18 protein-coding genes are annotated in these 16,021 nt (G+C 69.2%); 10 read left to right on the top strand and 8 right to left on the bottom strand.

Annotated elements, in window-relative coordinates:
• Positions 1–5 precede the first annotated feature (5 nt).
• A complete protein-coding gene (locus AC5Y7V_RS02125; protein ID WP_499878392.1) occupies positions 6–569 on the bottom strand; it encodes a TetR/AcrR family transcriptional regulator in 564 nt (187 codons plus the stop codon).
• A gap of 59 nt (positions 570–628) precedes the next feature.
• Between AC5Y7V_RS02125 and AC5Y7V_RS02120 the strand changes: the two genes are divergently transcribed.
• Positions 629–1,267 carry a TetR/AcrR family transcriptional regulator gene (locus AC5Y7V_RS02120; RefSeq protein ID WP_499878391.1) on the top strand — a complete coding sequence of 213 codons (639 nt, stop codon included), beginning with the start codon at positions 629–631 and terminating at the stop codon, positions 1,265–1,267.
• On the opposite strand, the gene AC5Y7V_RS02115 is transcribed toward AC5Y7V_RS02120, so the two are convergent.
• Both AC5Y7V_RS02115 and AC5Y7V_RS02110 read right to left on the bottom strand, forming a co-directional pair.
• The gene (locus tag AC5Y7V_RS02115) at positions 1,191–1,682 is read right to left on the bottom strand and encodes a DUF417 family protein (RefSeq protein WP_499878390.1); all 492 of its coding nucleotides are present in this window, start codon (positions 1,680–1,682) and stop codon (positions 1,191–1,193) included. The genes AC5Y7V_RS02120 and AC5Y7V_RS02115 overlap by 77 nt on opposite strands.
• An 81-nt stretch (positions 1,683–1,763) precedes the next feature.
• A complete protein-coding gene (locus AC5Y7V_RS02110) occupies positions 1,764–2,378 on the bottom strand; it encodes a TetR/AcrR family transcriptional regulator (RefSeq protein ID WP_499878899.1) in 615 nt (204 codons plus the stop codon).
• A gap of 140 nt (positions 2,379–2,518) precedes the next feature.
• Here AC5Y7V_RS02110 and AC5Y7V_RS02105 point away from each other — a divergent pair, with 140 nt between their 5' ends.
• On the top strand, positions 2,519–3,079 hold the full coding sequence (locus AC5Y7V_RS02105) for a pyridoxamine 5'-phosphate oxidase family protein (protein WP_499878389.1): 561 nt from the start codon (positions 2,519–2,521) through the stop codon (positions 3,077–3,079).
• 3 nt (positions 3,080–3,082) lie between these two features.
• Here the strand turns inward: AC5Y7V_RS02105 and AC5Y7V_RS02100 are convergent, their stop codons facing one another.
• A complete protein-coding gene (locus AC5Y7V_RS02100; protein ID WP_499878388.1) occupies positions 3,083–3,556 on the bottom strand; it encodes an SRPBCC family protein in 474 nt (157 codons plus the stop codon).
• Positions 3,557–3,662: 106 nt separating this feature from the next.
• Here AC5Y7V_RS02100 and AC5Y7V_RS02095 point away from each other — a divergent pair, with 106 nt between their 5' ends.
• From AC5Y7V_RS02095 to AC5Y7V_RS02065, 7 genes are all read left to right on the top strand, one after another.
• Positions 3,663–4,484, top strand: coding sequence for a mycofactocin-coupled SDR family oxidoreductase (locus tag AC5Y7V_RS02095; protein ID WP_499878387.1), 822 nt, complete (start codon positions 3,663–3,665; stop codon positions 4,482–4,484).
• A 20-nt stretch (positions 4,485–4,504) separates the two neighbouring features.
• Positions 4,505–5,581 carry a hypothetical protein gene (locus AC5Y7V_RS02090; protein ID WP_499878386.1) on the top strand — a complete coding sequence of 359 codons (1,077 nt, stop codon included), beginning with the start codon at positions 4,505–4,507 and terminating at the stop codon, positions 5,579–5,581.
• A gap of 44 nt (positions 5,582–5,625) precedes the next feature.
• Positions 5,626–5,838: a heavy-metal-associated domain-containing protein gene (locus AC5Y7V_RS02085; protein WP_499878385.1), complete on the top strand. Its 213-nt coding sequence runs from the start codon at positions 5,626–5,628 to the stop codon at positions 5,836–5,838.
• Positions 5,835–8,036 carry a heavy metal translocating P-type ATPase gene (locus AC5Y7V_RS02080; RefSeq protein ID WP_499878384.1) on the top strand — a complete coding sequence of 734 codons (2,202 nt, stop codon included), beginning with the start codon at positions 5,835–5,837 and terminating at the stop codon, positions 8,034–8,036. The genes AC5Y7V_RS02085 and AC5Y7V_RS02080 overlap by 4 nt, the downstream gene beginning before the upstream one ends.
• A gap of 80 nt (positions 8,037–8,116) precedes the next feature.
• Entirely contained in the window at positions 8,117–9,508 is a 1,392-nt protein-coding gene (locus tag AC5Y7V_RS02075) for an alpha/beta hydrolase (protein ID WP_499878383.1), read from the top strand.
• A 235-nt stretch (positions 9,509–9,743) separates the two neighbouring features.
• Entirely contained in the window at positions 9,744–10,553 is an 810-nt protein-coding gene (locus tag AC5Y7V_RS02070) for a polysaccharide deacetylase family protein (RefSeq protein ID WP_499878898.1), read from the top strand.
• A gap of 2 nt (positions 10,554–10,555) precedes the next feature.
• A complete protein-coding gene (locus AC5Y7V_RS02065) occupies positions 10,556–11,323 on the top strand; it encodes an HD domain-containing protein (protein ID WP_499878382.1) in 768 nt (255 codons plus the stop codon).
• On the opposite strand, the gene AC5Y7V_RS02060 is transcribed toward AC5Y7V_RS02065, so the two are convergent.
• Positions 11,320–12,489 (bottom strand): aromatic ring-hydroxylating oxygenase subunit alpha, encoded by a 1,170-nt coding sequence (locus AC5Y7V_RS02060; protein WP_499878381.1) that lies wholly within the window; start codon positions 12,487–12,489, stop codon positions 11,320–11,322. The genes AC5Y7V_RS02065 and AC5Y7V_RS02060 overlap by 4 nt on opposite strands.
• A gap of 61 nt (positions 12,490–12,550) precedes the next feature.
• On the opposite strand from AC5Y7V_RS02060, the gene AC5Y7V_RS02055 reads away from it, so the two are divergent.
• Positions 12,551–13,363, top strand: a complete 813-nt coding sequence (locus tag AC5Y7V_RS02055) for a PaaX family transcriptional regulator C-terminal domain-containing protein (protein WP_499878380.1) — start codon at positions 12,551–12,553, stop codon at positions 13,361–13,363.
• Positions 13,364–13,368: 5 nt separating this feature from the next.
• On the opposite strand, the gene AC5Y7V_RS02050 is transcribed toward AC5Y7V_RS02055, so the two are convergent.
• The 3 genes from AC5Y7V_RS02050 to AC5Y7V_RS02040 are packed head-to-tail and all read right to left on the bottom strand — an operon-like array spanning position 13,369 to position 15,896.
• Positions 13,369–13,623, bottom strand: a complete 255-nt coding sequence (locus tag AC5Y7V_RS02050) for a ribosomal protein L7/L12 (RefSeq protein WP_499878379.1) — start codon at positions 13,621–13,623, stop codon at positions 13,369–13,371.
• The gene (locus tag AC5Y7V_RS02045; RefSeq protein ID WP_499878378.1) at positions 13,623–14,498 is read right to left on the bottom strand and encodes a pyridoxamine 5'-phosphate oxidase family protein; all 876 of its coding nucleotides are present in this window, start codon (positions 14,496–14,498) and stop codon (positions 13,623–13,625) included. Before AC5Y7V_RS02045 ends, AC5Y7V_RS02050 begins: the two co-directional genes overlap by 1 nt.
• A gap of 21 nt (positions 14,499–14,519) precedes the next feature.
• Positions 14,520–15,896, bottom strand: a complete 1,377-nt coding sequence (locus AC5Y7V_RS02040) for an FAD-binding oxidoreductase (RefSeq protein ID WP_499878377.1) — start codon at positions 15,894–15,896, stop codon at positions 14,520–14,522.
• Positions 15,897–16,021 lie beyond the last annotated feature (125 nt).

The following is a 16,021-nucleotide window of genomic DNA, read 5'->3' as shown; positions in this document are numbered from 1 at the left end:
CCGCCTCAGCGCAACAACGTGCCCCTGATCAGGCGTTTGGCCGAGTCCAGGGCCGCGTGGTATTCGACCGGCGGCAGGGTCGCCGCCAGCTCGGTCAGGCCGTAGATCAGCGAGTAGATCGCTTCCACCGAGCCCGGTTTGCCGCCTCCCTCGACGATGCCCTCGATGATCTCGCGGAACGCCTGGAACCCGTCGCCGGCCTCCTGGGCGTCGACGGCGCCTTCGGCACGGATCGCCCACTCGAAGGCGGCCAGGTCGGGGTATTCGCGCATCAGCCGGCCCGATTCGTCGAGCACGGCTTCGATCCGGTCGATCACGTCGCCGGGGCCCCCGGCGGCCTCGCGCAGCCGCGGCAGCGCGACGTCGGTTCGGGCCGCGACGGCGGCCTTGATCAGCTCCGACTTGTTCGGAAAGTAGTTGTACAGGCTGGCGCTGGTCACCTCTGCCGTGCGGGCGATCTCGCGGATGGTCGCGCGCGAATAGCCCGCGCTGGCCACGCAGCGCATGGTGGCCACGATGATCCGCCGGCGGGTCTCCTCGCCGCTCGCGCCGACCGGGCGACCTAGCATGCGGTCGAATATAATCGATCGATCAATTTACGTGCCGGTTCCGCAGGGAGGTGCGCCGCATGAACGCCGCGCGGGCGCAATTGGGTCGCCCGGCGGGCGCCAGCGGCGAGGAGACCCGCGCTCGAATAATCGCGGCGGCCATGCGCTGCGTGGCGGAGGTTGGGTACTCCCGCGCGAGCATTCGGGAGATCGCCAAAGCCGCCGACATGACCAGCGGCAGCCTGTATCACTACTTTCCGAACAAGTCCGAACTGCTCACGGCCACCGTCAGGGAGGTCGACGAGATCGCGCTGCCACGGCTGCGCACCGCCGCGGCCGGCTCCGACGACGTCGTCGATCGCCTCGAGGCGGTCCTGGACGAACTGGACAGGTTGCTGCGCGAGTATCCGGGCCTGGCCGCGTTCCAACGCGCCATGCGCGGGCATGCCGGGCTGAAAGGGTTGCGCGACACCATCGATGACGTCGTCCGCGACGCCCAGGCGCGGGACGCGTTGCCAACCGGCACCGATCCGGGCGCCGCGGTCAACGCGATCTACGCGCTGGCCCGCGGGCTGACGGAGCGGGCGGCCAGCCAAAGCCCGGACGCCTACGCCGCCACGCTGGCATCGGCCAAAAAATTGCTCAGGGGAACGCTTTTCGCGCGGCGAGCGCGTCGCCGAGCGTCCACAGCGCAACGCCGATCAAAACGAGGTCCTTGAGCAGGAACTGGCCCGGCAGCGCGGACAACACCGGGAGGCCGGCGGCGTGGGTGGAGACCACCCCGGGCGTGGTGAACAAGAAGCTCAGCGTTCCCATGAAGAGCGCGACTGCAAGGGCGCTGCCCGCCGCCGACGCGCGTGGCCACACCGGTCGCAGCGCAATGAGAAGCGCCGCAACGATTTCCATGGTCCCCAGCCCGCGTGCCACCGTGGTCACGGAGGCCACGTGGTAAATCCAGCTCATCAGCGGGCTGTGCTCGATGAGCACCCGGGATTCCATCTTGACGTACTTGCCGAACCCGATCCAGGCCAAGACGACCACCAGCCCGTAACGGGCGATCAGCTGTCCTGCATTCGTTAGCAACTCGGCTACCCGGTGCGGCGTAATGGCGGGGGACGGGGTGCGGTCGATCATCGACAAGGGGTCCCTTCGGCGAGCTAGGTCGGCGGCTGGCAATCGTTCCCGACGTGACCACGATCCACGAGCCGATTGGGTTCAGTGACCCAATCGCTCCAGCCCGGCGACGATGAGCCGCAGGCCGTATGCGAACTCCTCCTCCAACGGAACGGGCAGGTCGTCGGCGACCGCGACGGTCGCGGGGTAGCGGGACGGATCGAGTTCACGGAAGGCGGCGGTCAACTCGGCGTCGTGCTCGACCACGGTCGATCTCGATTGCTGGATCGCAAAGCCGAGGACGTAGCGGGACAGCGTTGCGTAGGCGTGGGCGGCGACCACCGGCGGGAATCCGCTGTCGAGCAGCAGCGACAGCATCAGCTCGCGCTGGGCCAGCGCGTGCGGCCCCATCGGCACGTAGCCGATCAACAACGACGCGACACCACCGTGGCGTCCGAGCGCGTGGAACATGTGCTGCGCGAACGATATACAGGCCTCCTGCCAGGGCATCGCGGACAGCGCTTCCGCGTCCAGGCCGGCCTCACCGAGCATGCGGTCGACCAGCGCGGCCACCAGTTCCGATCGGTTGGCGAAGTGACGGTACAGCGTGGCGGTGCCCGACCCCAGGCGATGCGCCAGGGAGCGCATGGACAGCGCGTCGACTCCGTGCTCGTCGACGAGTTCGAGCGCCGCGGTCAGGACGCGGTCTTGCGGCAGGGCGGGGCGCCCACGGGAGCGACGCGTTGGCTGCTCGTCCGGCTGTCCGGCGGTCACTTGACACCCTTCCCATTTATAGACACACTGTATCCATTAATCGCTCTCCCGATCAAGCCCCTTGATAGCTAGGACCTTTCGCCATGCTCCTCCCCCTGGCCCGGGAGCCGTACGCGGCTCCCACCGACCGCGACATGGCTCCTTCGGAGCGCCGCCAATTCGTCCGCACGCATCGAACTTGCGTGTTCGGTTACCGCCGCCGCAATGACGGCCCGGGCATGTCGATCGTCTACTACATCCCGACCGACAGCGACGAGCTGCTGGTGTCCACCATGGCCGGCCGTGGGAAGGCGCGAGTCGTCGAACGCGACGGCAAGGTCAGCCTGTGCGTCCTCGACGAACGATGGCCGTTCAGCTATCTACAGGTGTACGCGGACGCGAGACTCGACGACGACCGCGACCTCGCCGTCGACGTCATGATGGCGGTGGCCGGAAGAATGTCGGGCCAACCGCTGCCCGACGACGCGCGCCCGTCCGTCGAAGAGATGTGCGACCGGGAGAACCGGGTCGTCATCCGCTGCCGGCCGTACTCCAGCTTCGCAACACCGCCGCGCCACCTGCACCGCAACGACGAGGTCGACCAGTTGAGCCACTGGGTGTCCGGTGTGGTCGCGTGGGACGCCGCGGATCCCGTGACCGATTGACGGCTACCGGCCCGCGTAGCGATCGCGCAGCTTGGCCAGCGTCGCCTCGATGCCTTCCGCGTTGGCTTTGCGGAAACCCATCAGCTCGTAGTACTTCAGCGCGTTCTTGATCGCGCCGGCTTTGCGGTAGTCGAACGTTTCGGTGACCCGCGTCCTGGTCGGTGACAGCGACTCGAATTCCCAGCGCCAGCTGTGCCCCACGGGATGGCGCCATTCGATCAGCTCGTCCGGTTCGAGGGCCGTCACCCTGCTGGTGATGCGGTATGGCACGCCGTACATCTTCATCTTCGTCGAAAACTTCGACCCCACAACCATTTCCGCCGGAACACTGATGTTGTCGCCCACCGTGCCCGATCCGTCCAGTTCGTGGTGGCGCCGCGGGTCGACGGCCATCGCGTACAGCTCGGCGGCCGGCGCGTCCACTTCGACCGAGCGGCTCACCTGCCGGGGACCCGCGTCGACAACGTTGACGGTCATGACGGTCTCCTTCCGGGTATCCGGCAGCGCGAGGTCGACGCTACGCTTCGCCGGATTGAACTTTTACAGCTGTTCGAACAAACGACGTTCAGCGGGGAGGGGTTCGGTGACCCAGTCGATTCCGGGACGGGTGGCACTTATCACCGGCGCCGCGCGGGGACAAGGGCGGGCGCACGCGGTGCGGCTCAGCGCCGAAGGCGCCGACATCATCGCCGTCGATATCGCCGGACCGCTGCCACCCAGCGTTCCCTACGATTCACCCACACCCGACGATCTGGCCGAGACGGCACGGCTGGTGAGCGCCAACGGCCGAAAGGTCATCACGTCGGCGGTCGACATCCGCGACCTCGACGCGCTGACGGCCGCCGTCGACGCGGCCGTCGGCGAGCTGGGCCGCCTGGACATCATCGTCGCCAACGCCGGAATCTGCAGTCCCGCACCGTGGGACCGGATCACCGCGCAAGCCTTCCGCGACACCATCGACACCAACGTGGTCGGGACCTGGAACACCGTGATGGCCGGCGCCCGCCACATCATCGACGGCGGTCGCGGCGGCTCGATCGTCCTGATCGGATCCGCGGCCGGCATCAACATGCAGTCGTTCATGGTCCACTACACGGCGAGCAAGCACGCCGTCGTCGGGATGGCGCGCGCGTTCGCCGCCGAACTCGGCCGCTACAACATCCGCGTCAACAGTCTGAACCCGGGGGCGGTCTCGACCCCGATGGGCACCGGCCGGATGCGTGACGCGCTTCGATCGGCCGCCGACAGCTACCCGCACCTGCGGGGCATGCACAAACCGCTGCTGCCCGACGGCATCGCCCAGCCCGAAGACATTTCCGACGCGGTCGCGTGGCTCGTGTCGGACCAATCCCGGTTGGTTACCGCCAGTCAGGTGTCCGTCGACATCGGCGTCGGCTACGTCTAACAGCGATATAGTGCCTGGTCGTGCGGGTTCTACGCTTTCTGTGGCAACGCGTGTTGGCGTTCGACCGGCTCGGCTCGCGCATTCCTCAGCTGATCCAGATATGGCTGATGGAGTTTTTCGTCGTGATGCCGTTGACGTTCTTCGTCGGCAAGGTCATCGACATCCACGGCGCGTTCGGGGTGCCCGGCACCGGCGAACGTCTCGACGGCACCTTCTGGGGAGCGCTCGCGGTCTCGCTGTTCTTCGGGTTCTTCTTCGTCCGCTCGCTGGTCAGGCCGCGGGTGGTGCAGGGGACGTGGACACCGACGGTCCACGCGGACATCGGACCGATGACCGTCTACGGCGGCAACCGCGCCTGGCGGGTGACCTACCCGTACCTGACCAGTCACCCGTCCTACGCGCTGCTGTTGCTGATCACCGCGCCGATCCCCGCCGTGATGTTCGCGGCGACCATCAACCAGGGCGACAGCACCTTCTATTGGCGGGCGTGCGGCATCGTCGGCGTGATCATCATCGCCTGCATGGCGCTGGCGCGGGTATTGGCTTGGTACGTCTTCAAATTCGGTCGCCGCGAGCTCGATGCCCAGCTGCGCGGATTGCCGGTCTCACCGCGGCGACTCGGCTGGGAGATCGCCTGGAAGCCGGTGCTCGTGCTGGTTTTGATGATGTACGCCATCGCCTGCCTTCCGCTGGGTGGGTTGTGGTTGAAGGAAAAGCGCACGATCGCCCGCCTGCCCGTCGTCACCGCCGCCGATGCGCAACATCCCGGCGAGTATCGGCGGGTGCAGGGCACCGTGGCCTCGACGGCCGTCTATTGGGCGCCCGCGGGGCTTGGCCGCGGCGGCAACAATTACGCGGGAGCCGGTGTGCTGGTAGACCTGCGCACCGGCGGTGAAGCGCTGGTGCTCGCCGAGTCGATGGCCGTGCCCGACTTCAAGGGCATGATGGCCCACGTTCGCGGCGGCGAACTCACCGCGACGGGCAAAGTGATCGACGCCGTCTCGGCCGATCAGCGCAAGTACTACGGCTTCGAGGAGGGCGCGTTTCCCCCGCCGTCCGCCGCGGGCCGCGTCGTGCTGCTGCTGTCCGAGCCGTAACCGGCCGGCGCCCGGATGAGCCGGCGCCCGTATAAATGAGTGTCATGGCGACCAACGAGTACCGCGTCAGTGGGATGACGTGCGGGCACTGCGAGGCCGCCGTGAAAGACGAGGTGGGCCGGATCCCCGGTGTCGACGGCGTGGACGTCGACGCGGGAACGGGCAGGCTCGTCGTCCGGAGTTCCGTTCCAATCGACGCGGGCGCGGTGCTGCGCGCGGTCGACGAGGCCGGCTATCAGGCGGTCCTGGTCGCGTGACGGCGGACGCTAACACGGTCAACAACGTCGAGCTGGAAATCGGGGGGATGACCTGCGCCTCGTGCGCGGCGCGCATCGAGAAGAAATTGAACCGGCTCGACGGGGTCACCGCGCAGGTCAACTACGCGACCGAGAAGGCCGCCGTCACGCTGCCCCTGGGCTACGACGCCCGGGAGCTGATCACCGAGGTCGAGAAGGCCGGCTTCACCGCGGCGCTCCCGCGACCGGAACCCGTGTCCCAAGCGCGGGGGCCGGCCGACGACGGCGGGCTGGGCGCGCTGCGCACGCGCCTGGTGGTCGCGATCGTTCTGGCCGTCCCGGTGATCGCGATGGCGATGCTGCCGGCGTCGGAGTTCCGCGACTGGCGATGGGTGTCGCTGGCCCTCGCCGCCCCGGTCGTCGCGTGGGCGGGCCGCCCGATTCACGCGGGCGCGTGGGCGAGCCTCAGGCACGGCGCCGCCACGATGGACACGCTCGTTTCCGTCGGGACGCTGTCGGCCTTCCTCGGCTCCCTGTACGCCCTGACGCTCGGGACGGGACACGTCTACCTCGAGGTGGCCGCCGGCGTCACCATGTTCGTCCTGGCCGGCCGCTACTTCGAGAAGCGGGCCAAGCGGCGCGCGGGCGCGGCGCTGCGCGCCCTGCTCCAGCTCGGCGCCAAGGACGTCGCGATGCTGCGGGACGGGGCCGAGACCCGCCTGCCGGTCGACCAGCTGGCGGTGGGCGACGTGTTCGTGGTGCGCCCCGGCGAAAAGATCGCGACCGACGGGATCGTCGTCTCGGGATCCTCCGCCGTCGATGCCGCGATGCTCACCGGTGAGTCCGTCCCCGTCGAGGTCGGCGAGGGCGACTCCGTCACCGGCGCCACCGTGAACGCCGGGGGGCGGCTGGTTGTGCGCGCCACCCGCGTGGGCGACGACACCCAGCTGGCGCAGATGGCCCGGCTCGTCGAAGCGGCGCAATCCGGCAAGGCGCGGGTGCAACGGCTCGCCGACCGCGTCTCGGGCGTGTTCGTCCCCGGCGTCATCGTGATCGCGGTGGCCACGCTCGCGGCGTGGCTGGCCTGGGGCGCTTCCGTCGCCTCGGCGGTGGCGGCCGCGCTCGCGGTGCTCATCATCGCCTGCCCGTGCGCGCTCGGGTTGGCGACGCCGACGGCCTTGTTGGTCGGCGCCGGCCGGGCGGCCCAGCTCGGCGTGCTCATCAAGGGACCCGAGGTGTTGGAGTCCACCCGCAAGGTCGACACGATCGTGCTCGACAAGACCGGCACCGTCACCACCGGCAAGATGAGCCTCGTCGACGCGATCGTCGGGCCGCACGCGGACCGCGAAACGCTGCTGCGCTTGGCCGGGGCCGTGGAGGACGCCTCGGAGCATCCCGTCGCGCAGGCGATCGCCAGCGCCGCCAAGGCGGAGCTCGGCGCGTTGCCCGCCGCCCGCGACTTCGTGGCGGTGAGTGGGCAGGGCGCGCACGGGGTGGTCGACGGCCACGCCGTCGTCGTCGGGCGCGAGGGCCTGCTGGCCGACCGGGCGCAGCATCTCGACGCGGAATTGTCGGCGGCCAAAGCCCGCGCCGAGGCCGCGGGGAAGATCGCCGTCGCGGTCGGGTGGGACGGCGACGCGCGCGGGATCCTGGTGGTCGCCGACGCCGTCAGACCCACCAGCGCCGAGGCGATCCGGCGGTTCGAGGCCCTGGGGTTGGCGCCGGTGCTGCTGACGGGTGACGACGAGCGCGTCGCCGGGCGCATCGCCGAGCAGGTCGGCATCGCGCGCGTCGTCGCCGGGGTGACTCCGGCCGGCAAGGTGGCCGCGGTCGAACGGCTGCAATCCGAGGGCCGGGTGGTCGCCATGGTCGGCGACGGCGTCAACGATGCCGCCGCCCTGGCCCGCGCCGATCTGGGGCTCGCCATGGGCACGGGCACCGACGTGGCGATCGAAGCCGCGGATCTGACCCTGGTGCGCGACGATCTGTGCGCCGCGGTGGACGCGATCCGCCTCTCCCGGCGGACCCTGCGCACGATCAAGACGAACCTGTTCTGGGCCTTCGGCTACAACGTCGCCGCGATCCCGTTGGCGGCGTTCGGGCTGCTCAATCCGATGCTGGCGGGCGCCGCGATGGCCTTCTCCAGCGCGTTCGTCGTCGGCAACAGCCTGCGACTGCGCGCCTTCGCGGGGACGATGTGTGCGGATCCTGTGGGATAGTTGATCTGGCCTACCGCGTCCTCGAGCCTTGGCCGGTGGGTTATTCGCAAAGAGATCTGATTTAGCGAAGGTCAGCGCCGTTGCCCCAATTCGTCGAACAGCTGTCCTTGCTGCGTGGCTGGCTGCCGGTGGCGGTGCAGGCGCTGGCGCTGCTGGTCGTCGTCGGCGCGATCGGAGTGACGCGGCGCCGCTGGCGCGGGTGGGCGCTTCCGGTCGCGCTGGGCGTCGCGGGGCTGGTCACGGGGCTGTCGTACTGGTACATCACGTCGATCGGCGTGGCCGGGGACCCGGCCCCGGCGGCGCTCTGGCTGTGGATCGCGATAAGCGGGCTCGCGGTCGCGGTGCTCGCGCTGGGATGGCCGGGCGCCCGCTGGTGGCGTCGGTGCCTGGCGGTGGTGTCGATCCCGCTCTGCGCGCTGTGCGCGGCCCTGGCGTTGAACGGCTGGGTCGGCTACTTCCCCACCGTGGCGGCCGCGTGGGATCAGCTGACCTCGCAGCCGCTGCCCGATCAAATCGATCGGCTGCGGGTCACCGCGATGCAGCTCGAAGGCACCAAGCCGGCCAGGGGCGTCGTGGTGCCCGTGACGATCAGCGCCGACGCGTCACACTTCCCCCACCGCCAGGAACTGGTGTATCTGCCCCCGGCGTGGTTCAACAGCAATCCGCCGCCGCGGCTGCCGGCGGTGATGATGATCAGCTCGGCGTTCAACACCCCCGCCGACTGGCTGCGCCCCGGCGGCGCGTTCACCGCCATCGACGACTTCGCCGCCCAGCATCACGGCTTCGCCCCGGTGCTGGTGTTCGTCGATCCCACCGGCACGTTCGACAACGACACCGAATGCGTCAACGGCGCCCGCGGCAACGCCGCCGATCACCTGACCAAGGACGTGGTGCCGTTCGTCGTCTCGAACTTCGGGGTGAGCGCCGACCGGGCCAATTGGGGCGTCGCCGGGTGGTCGATGGGCGGTACCTGCGCCGTCGACCTCGCCGTCATGCATCCGGAGCTGTTCAGCGCGTTCGTCGACATCGCCGGCGACCGCAGCCCCAGCGTCGGCACGAAGGACCAAACCATCGGCCGATTGTTCGGCGGCGACAGCGCCGCCTGGGCCGCCTTCGACCCCACCACCGTCATGACCCGGCACGGGCACTACACCGGGCTGTCTGGATGGTTCGACGTTCCCTCGTCGCCCGGCCCGCACGCCGTCGCCGAGGAAGCCAACTCCGCGATCGCCGCTCCCAGCGCCGATCCCGCCGCCAACCCCGAAGGCCAGGACGCCGCCGCCAACGCGCTGTGCGACGTCGCCACCGCCAACGGGATCACCTGCGCGGTGGTCACCCAGCCGGGCAGGCACGACTGGCCGTTCGCCGCCCAGGCGTTCGCCGCGTCGTTGCCGTGGCTGGCCGGGACGCTGGGGACCCCCGGCACCGAGCCCGTCCCGTTGCCGCAGCGCGGCGGCGGCGCGCCCCATTGACGCCGGCCGCGCGGGACCGTTACCTTTTCGAGGCTGAATTCACAGCTGACCCTCCTGTAACGAACCCGGCATATCGAAACCGGCACTGGTACCGTTCGCTGCTGTGGCGGCGGAGTTTGGCAACACCGGGATCCGGGGTACCGGGTCGCGTGTGCCGACATCGCACCGCAAAAGACCGACGCGGAACCGGGGCACATTCCTCATTCCCCCCTTCGGGAGTGGCGCGGCTCCGGAGCTGAACAGACGCCGTTTCCTCGGGGCGCTGGCGGCGGCCACCGTCGCCGGCGTCGGCGCGGCTCGCCTGGTGGTCGACCCGCAACCCCGGACCTTCGCCCAGACGCCGCCGGCGAACGTGGCAACCTCCGGCCCGACGGCGCCGTCCGCCCTGTTACCGCCCCCGCCGCCGAGCGCCCGGATCCCGCTGCCCGGCGGCGGTGCCCTGACCAAGATCCCCGGGGAGGGCGACCTGCTCGCGCTGACCGTCGACGACGGCGTCAACAGCGAAGTGGTGCGCGCCTACACGCAGTTCGCCAAGGACACCGGGATCCGGCTGACGTTCTTCGTCAACGGGGTCTACGACTCCTGGACCGAAAACCTGGACCTGCTCCGGCCGCTGGTCGACTCCGGGCAGATCCAGCTGGGCAACCACACCTGGTCGCACCCGGACCTGACCACCCTGCCCAAGGACCAGATCGCCCAGCAGCTGACCCGCAACGACCAATTTCTGAAGAAGACCTACGGCATCGGCGCGAAACCGTACTGGCGGCCGCCGTACGCCAAACGCAACGCAGCCGTGGACGCCGTCGCCGCCGACCTCGGCTACACCGTCCCCACCTTGTGGTCGGGTTCGCTGTCGGATTCCACGCTGATCCACGAGGACTACATCGTGAAGATGGCCGATCAATACTTCACCCCGCAGTCCATCGTCATCGGGCACCTGAACCACCCGCCGGTCACGCACGTGTATCCGCAGCTCGTCGACATCATCCGCGACCGGGACCTGCGCACGGTCACCCTCAACGACATCTTCCTCAAAACGCCCTAGCGGTGGAGGCCCCCGATCGGCAGCGGCTCGGCGGCCTTGCTTGGGCCCGTCGTACCGGCGGTGAGCTGTCGGCCGCCGAGCGGCGCCGGCTTTTCGTCGCGGTCGCCGTGGGTCAGTGGCAGAACGCCGTGGGCCGGGTCAAGCTCGCGCTGGGCCGGCTGCCGGCCGCGGCCGAACGCGTTGACGTAGCCGCCTTCCCGATCCCCGATTCCCGATTGGCGCGCGAGGCCGAGGAGGCGTGCGCGGAGCTGCCGCCGGGCCTGCAGGGCCACTCCTACCGGACGTGGTTGTTCGGGCGTGCGCTCGCGAGCGTCGACGGGAGCGAGTTGGACGACGAGCTCTTCTACAGTGGGGCGCTCCTGCACGACTACGGCATCGTCAAGCCAACGGCGGGCCGCGATTTCACGCTCGGCAGCGTCGAGCGGCTGCTGTCGTGCGCGACCGCCGCCGGGCTCGACGACGAGCGCGCCGAGCTACTCGCGGACGGCATCTGTGTTCACACGACACCGGGCGTCACGGTCGCCACCGACGGCGCGATCGGCTGCTATCTGCAGTGGGGCGCGATGGTGGACGGCGCCGGATTGCGGATCTGGGACATCGCTCCCCGCAACGTCGACGCGGTGCTGCGGCGTTATCCGCGAGGGGATTTCAAACGGGAGCTGATCGGCATGGCGCGCGCCGAGGCGACCGCGGTGCCGCGGGGGCGCTTCGGGCTTCTGGTTCGGTGTGGGTTGCCGCTGGCCGTGCGGATGGCGCCGTTCGACTCCTAGCGGGCCATGGCGGCAAGGCGTTCGTCAAGCGTGGCGTGAAAGTGCCCGGCCGCGCTCTCGTGCCGGCCGAACTCCACGAATTCGTTGGCGCCCGCGTGGAATCCGCGCTGCACGCCTTGGGACATCTGGTTGTCTTCGGCGAGACCCCGCTCGATGAAGCTGCCTGCGCCCACCAGTTTCGCGGACGGGTCGGAAGACGCGCGCTCGGCGACTTCAGGTTTCACCATCGAGTAGGTGCTCACCGTGGTGTGGCACACGTCCACCGGGTCGATCGCCACCACGGAGACCACGTCGGGGAAAGTCGCCACCATGACGTTGGGGAACAACTGGTAGACGTAGGTCACCCGCGCGTCGACGTTCCAGCTCGGTTCTGGACGTTCGCGGAGCCGTTCGATATTGCGGTACGGGAATGTGAGTCGGCTGTTCGGCCCGAATATTTCGACGACGTTGAGGTCGTCATATTGCACCGGGAAGAAGGTGTCTCGATGCGTTGAGCGCAGGTGATAGCCCTCCAGGAACTGTTCGACAAGCACCTTCCAGTTCATCGCGCGCACAGTCGAATCCACATACACGAGCCGCTGCGCCGGCAGCAATTTGTCGCGCCATGGGCTCCCGTCGGTCAGCGCGGCCATCGAATCGGCGTCGCCGAGGCCCGGCGGGTCAAGCGGATCGATCACGATAAGCCCGTCCACCTCGCGGCTGGGGACCTCGACCAGGCCGCGGCCCGCCGCGTCCAGGCCGGGGAATGCGTCGGGGTGCGGGACGTGTGCGAGCGAGCCGTCCAGGCGGTACGTCCAGCCGTGGTAGCGGCACACCAAAGCGTGCGAGCAGCCGGGTTCCTCGACCAGGGCGAAACCGCGGTGCCGGCATGCGTTGCGGAACACCCGCGCCCGATGATCGTGTCCGCGCACCGCGAAGAGGGGCACGCCGAAGGCGGTCCGCTCGACGTGGTCACCCGGGTTCGGGATCGCCGCCGACGGCACGAAGACGCTCGGCATCGAGCGCAGCAACCGGAGTTCCTCGGCGAATCGGCCTGGGCTCAAATAGTTTTCGACCGGCTCGCGCCAGGCGTCACCCTCGTCGGTGGTACCGGCGTCGATATGGGCGAGGACGCGCCGGACGATCTCCACATCGTCGGCGAGCACCGACTTGGTCGGCAAGCTCATGCGCGTCAGTATCACACTTTGAATGTCACGCGTCAATGATTTGGTGATACCGTTGTCAGCCGTGCCCGCCCAGCCTCAAGCCCGAGCCGACGACCTGATCGACAGCCGGCCGCTGAGCGCGCGCTCCGTGCTGGCGTCGGCGTTGCTGGGATCCGACCGGGGGCGGCTCACGGTGGCGGAACTGGTGGCGGTGGCCTCGCTGTTCGGCATCAGCCCCGGCGCCGCCCGCACGTGCCTGTGGCGGATGGTGTCCACCGGCGAACTGACCGCCGACGACGGCAGTTACGCACTCGCGGGCCGACTCTCGGAGCGCCGCGAGCGCGTCGACGAGGCGGCCCGGATCGACGACGCGACCGCCCACCGGTGGGACGGAACGTGGGAACTCGCGATCGTCTCGCTGGAGCGCAGATCGGCAACCGATCGACTGGAGCTGCGAAAGGCCGCGGCGGCCCTACACCTGGCCGAGCTTCGCGAGGGCGTCTGGGTGCGTCCGGACAATCTTGATCCGCAACGGTTTCCGACATTGACCGCCGTCCTGGACCAGCAGTGCACGCGATTTCACGGGGCCGCCACCGACATCACAGCCGCGCACGTGCGGTCGCTGTTCTCCCTCGACGAGTGGGCCGAAGACGCCCGAGCGCTCGTCGACGCAATGGACGCCGCGCTCGACGCGGACCAGCGCGACGATTCGACCGAAAGCTTCACCTATGAATTCGCGCTGTCGATCGCGGTGGTGCGCCATCTTCAGCTCGACCCGCTACTGCCCGTCGAGCTCACCGGCGACCGTTGGCCGGGCCACGCGTTGCGCGGCGGATACCGGCGTTTCGATCGCGCGTTCAAGCGGCGGATGAACGGCGCGTTTCGCCGGCCGTAATCGACCTACAGGTTGTCGACGATGTCTTTCGCCTCCCGCAAGCCCGCGCCGGTCAGCTCGCGATACAGCTTGATCGCGGCGATGGCGTTCCCGGAGCGGGCGAGGGCGACGACTTCGGAGGGCACACCGTTCTCGAGCACACCCGATGTGGTGCCCACGTCGCTGCCGAACGTCGGGCACGGGACCCCGAGCCGATCCGAGAGCAGGCGCACCTGCTGTTCGAGCAGCGCGAGGCGGCGGTAGATATGGGGATCTTCCATCACCCGATGATTATGCCCGGTGGCACCCGGCACTCGGCCGCCATCGCGGGCGTGATCACGATGTACGCAGCCCGCGACTGCAGGTAGTAGCGCATCCGCAGCGCCCATAGCCGCATGTGGCTCAGTTCCACGGACGCGAACTCTGGCTTCAGGTAGTACAGCCAGGCGAGCCGGGCCATCACCGCCGGCGGCGGCGCGCCGCGGACCGATCGGGCCTGGCCGCGCACCAGAAGCCGCGGGCCGTCGTCGGGACCCTCGCCGCCGAGCAGCAGGGCCACCTGTGGGGCGGCGGCAACGTTGCGCACCGTCCAGGACGACGCGGAGGTCGTCGTGTAGATGCGGCCGTGGTGGGTGACGAACCACAGCGGCACCGCGAACGGCGTGCCCTTCGCCGAACGACTGGCCAGAATCATCACGCGCGAATTACGCAGCGCCGCTGCCAGTTTCGGCGACTCGAGGGGCTGACTGTCCCGCTCGTCACCAACCGAAAACGACGGCGATCGGGCAGGCGAGCCTGCCGGCGGGGTCGGTACGTCGCGCAGCGCGCCGTAGTCCCAGGCCACCACCCGCTTGGGCACGACCCGATAAGTGCACCGGCCCAATGCCTCGGCGATCCCTCGCACGGTCAGCGAGCGCAGCCGGAACCATTGCGGCCCGTCGTCGGCGACCACCACGACATTGCGGCCGGCCAGATCCGGGCCGCCCTCCGGCACCCGCACGACGCGCGGCGACGCCGCAGGGTCGGCCGGCTCTTCGAGCGCCACACTTACCGGCAATACGGCGATTTCGTCGTCCCCGAAGGTGGCCAACGCCGCGCGTGGGGGAGACAGCGCCAGGTCGGCGACGGCGGCCACCTCGACATCACGAGTTATCACCGGCGGCGGCCTCCGATCATGTCAGCTGGCGGGCAAGATGTTCTGGTTGATGTGGAACACGTTGGCCGGATCGTATTGCGCCTTGATCTCGCTGAGCCGCTGGTAATTCGGGCCGTAGGTGGCGCGGACGCGGTCCTGGCCCTCGTCCATCATGAAGTTGACGTAGGCGCCCCCGGCCGAATACGGGTGGATGGCCTCCCAGTACTCCTTCGTCCAGCGCTTCAACACCTCGGCGTTGGCCGGGTCGGGGTCGACGCCCGCGATGACCTGTGAGAAGTTCACATCCCGGTAGGCCCAGGGGGTGTCCGTCTGGCCGACCCGGTGCACCGCCCCGTCGATCGGGTAGAGGTGCATCGTGGAGTGCATCGTCGGCAGCTCCTCGGTGAAGCGGGCATGGGTCGCCACGGCGGCGTCGGGCACGGTCCGGATGAAGTCGCCGCGCCAATACCACTGCAGCCCTTTGGGATACAGGGCGTCGAAGATGGAGTTCAGCGCGGGATAGGGCGCCGGGAAGAGGAGCTCGAAGGCCGGCTGCATCTGCCGGACCGGCGCGAACACCTCGTCCGCGCGGGCGGGATCGCCGGTGTAGCACCAAACGACGGCGCAGGCCTTCTGCAGGTGGAACGCCTCGGGGAACGGCGGCGCCGGCGGCACGGTCATGCTCGCGAAGAAGCCGTAGAGATCCTCGTCCTGGGCCGGCATGAAGTCCCGGTACCAGCTGAGGGTGTCGGCCGTGGCCGACGCGGGCCACGCGGTGGGGCCGCAGATCACGGTGTGCACCGGGTGCAGCCGGAACGTGAACGAGCTGACCACACCGAAGTTTCCGCCGCCGCCGCGCAGCGCCCAGAACAGATCGGGGTGTTCGGATTCGGACGCGGTCACCACGCGGCCGTCGGCCAGCACGACCTCGGCCTCCAGCAGGTTGTCGATGGTCAGGCCGTACTTGCGGGTCAGGTAGCCGTGGCCGCCGCCCAGCGTCAGCCCACCGACGCCGGTGCTGGAGATGATGCCGGCCGGGGTCGCCAGCCCGTGCGCATGGGTCGCGGCATCCACCTGAGCCCACGTCGCTCCACCCTGGACGCGGGCGATCCGCCGGTCGGGGTCCACGTGGATGCGGTTCATCGGTGACAGGTCGATGACCAGACCGCCCTCGACGCAACCGAATCCGGGACCGTTGTGGCCGCCCCCGCGCACGGCGATCGCGAGGTTCGACGCCCGCGCGAACTCGAGGGCGCCGACGATGTCGCCGGTGGTTCCGCAGCGCACGATCACCGCGGGTCGCTTGTCGATCATGGCGTTGTGCAGCGCGCGGGCCTCGTCGTATCCGGCGTCATCGGGCAGGATCACCTGTGCCCCGAATCGGCCGCGCAGTTCGTCGGTTGCGGTTGTCACGCTCATGGCCCGCACCTCCTCTGGTTGCTCAGCAGGTCTGATGCCGCGACGCTACGAGGCGGCGGGGCCGCGCGTCATGACCACAACGAAGCATTTGCCAGGCCTATAACGATAGTTAGATCTGACTATCG

The organism is Mycobacterium sp. NGS34 (assembly GCF_059812845.1).
This window is presented reverse-complemented; position numbering and strand designations above follow the sequence as displayed.

Coding starts and splice junctions, on each gene's coding strand:
- AC5Y7V_RS02125 (WP_499878392.1), bottom strand. CDS start 569: ATGCTAGGTCGCCCGGTCGGCGCGAGCGGCGAGGAGACCCGCCGGCGG.
- AC5Y7V_RS02120 (WP_499878391.1), top strand. CDS start 629: ATGAACGCCGCGCGGGCGCAATTGGGTCGCCCGGCGGGCGCCAGCGGC.
- AC5Y7V_RS02115 (WP_499878390.1), bottom strand. CDS start 1,682: ATGATCGACCGCACCCCGTCCCCCGCCATTACGCCGCACCGGGTAGCC.
- AC5Y7V_RS02105 (WP_499878389.1), top strand. CDS start 2,519: ATGCTCCTCCCCCTGGCCCGGGAGCCGTACGCGGCTCCCACCGACCGC.
- AC5Y7V_RS02100 (WP_499878388.1), bottom strand. CDS start 3,556: ATGACCGTCAACGTTGTCGACGCGGGTCCCCGGCAGGTGAGCCGCTCG.
- AC5Y7V_RS02085 (WP_499878385.1), top strand. CDS start 5,626: ATGGCGACCAACGAGTACCGCGTCAGTGGGATGACGTGCGGGCACTGC.
- AC5Y7V_RS02060 (WP_499878381.1), bottom strand. CDS start 12,489: ATGAGCTTGCCGACCAAGTCGGTGCTCGCCGACGATGTGGAGATCGTC.
- AC5Y7V_RS02050 (WP_499878379.1), bottom strand. CDS start 13,623: ATGGAAGATCCCCATATCTACCGCCGCCTCGCGCTGCTCGAACAGCAG.
- AC5Y7V_RS02040 (WP_499878377.1), bottom strand. CDS start 15,896: ATGAGCGTGACAACCGCAACCGACGAACTGCGCGGCCGATTCGGGGCA.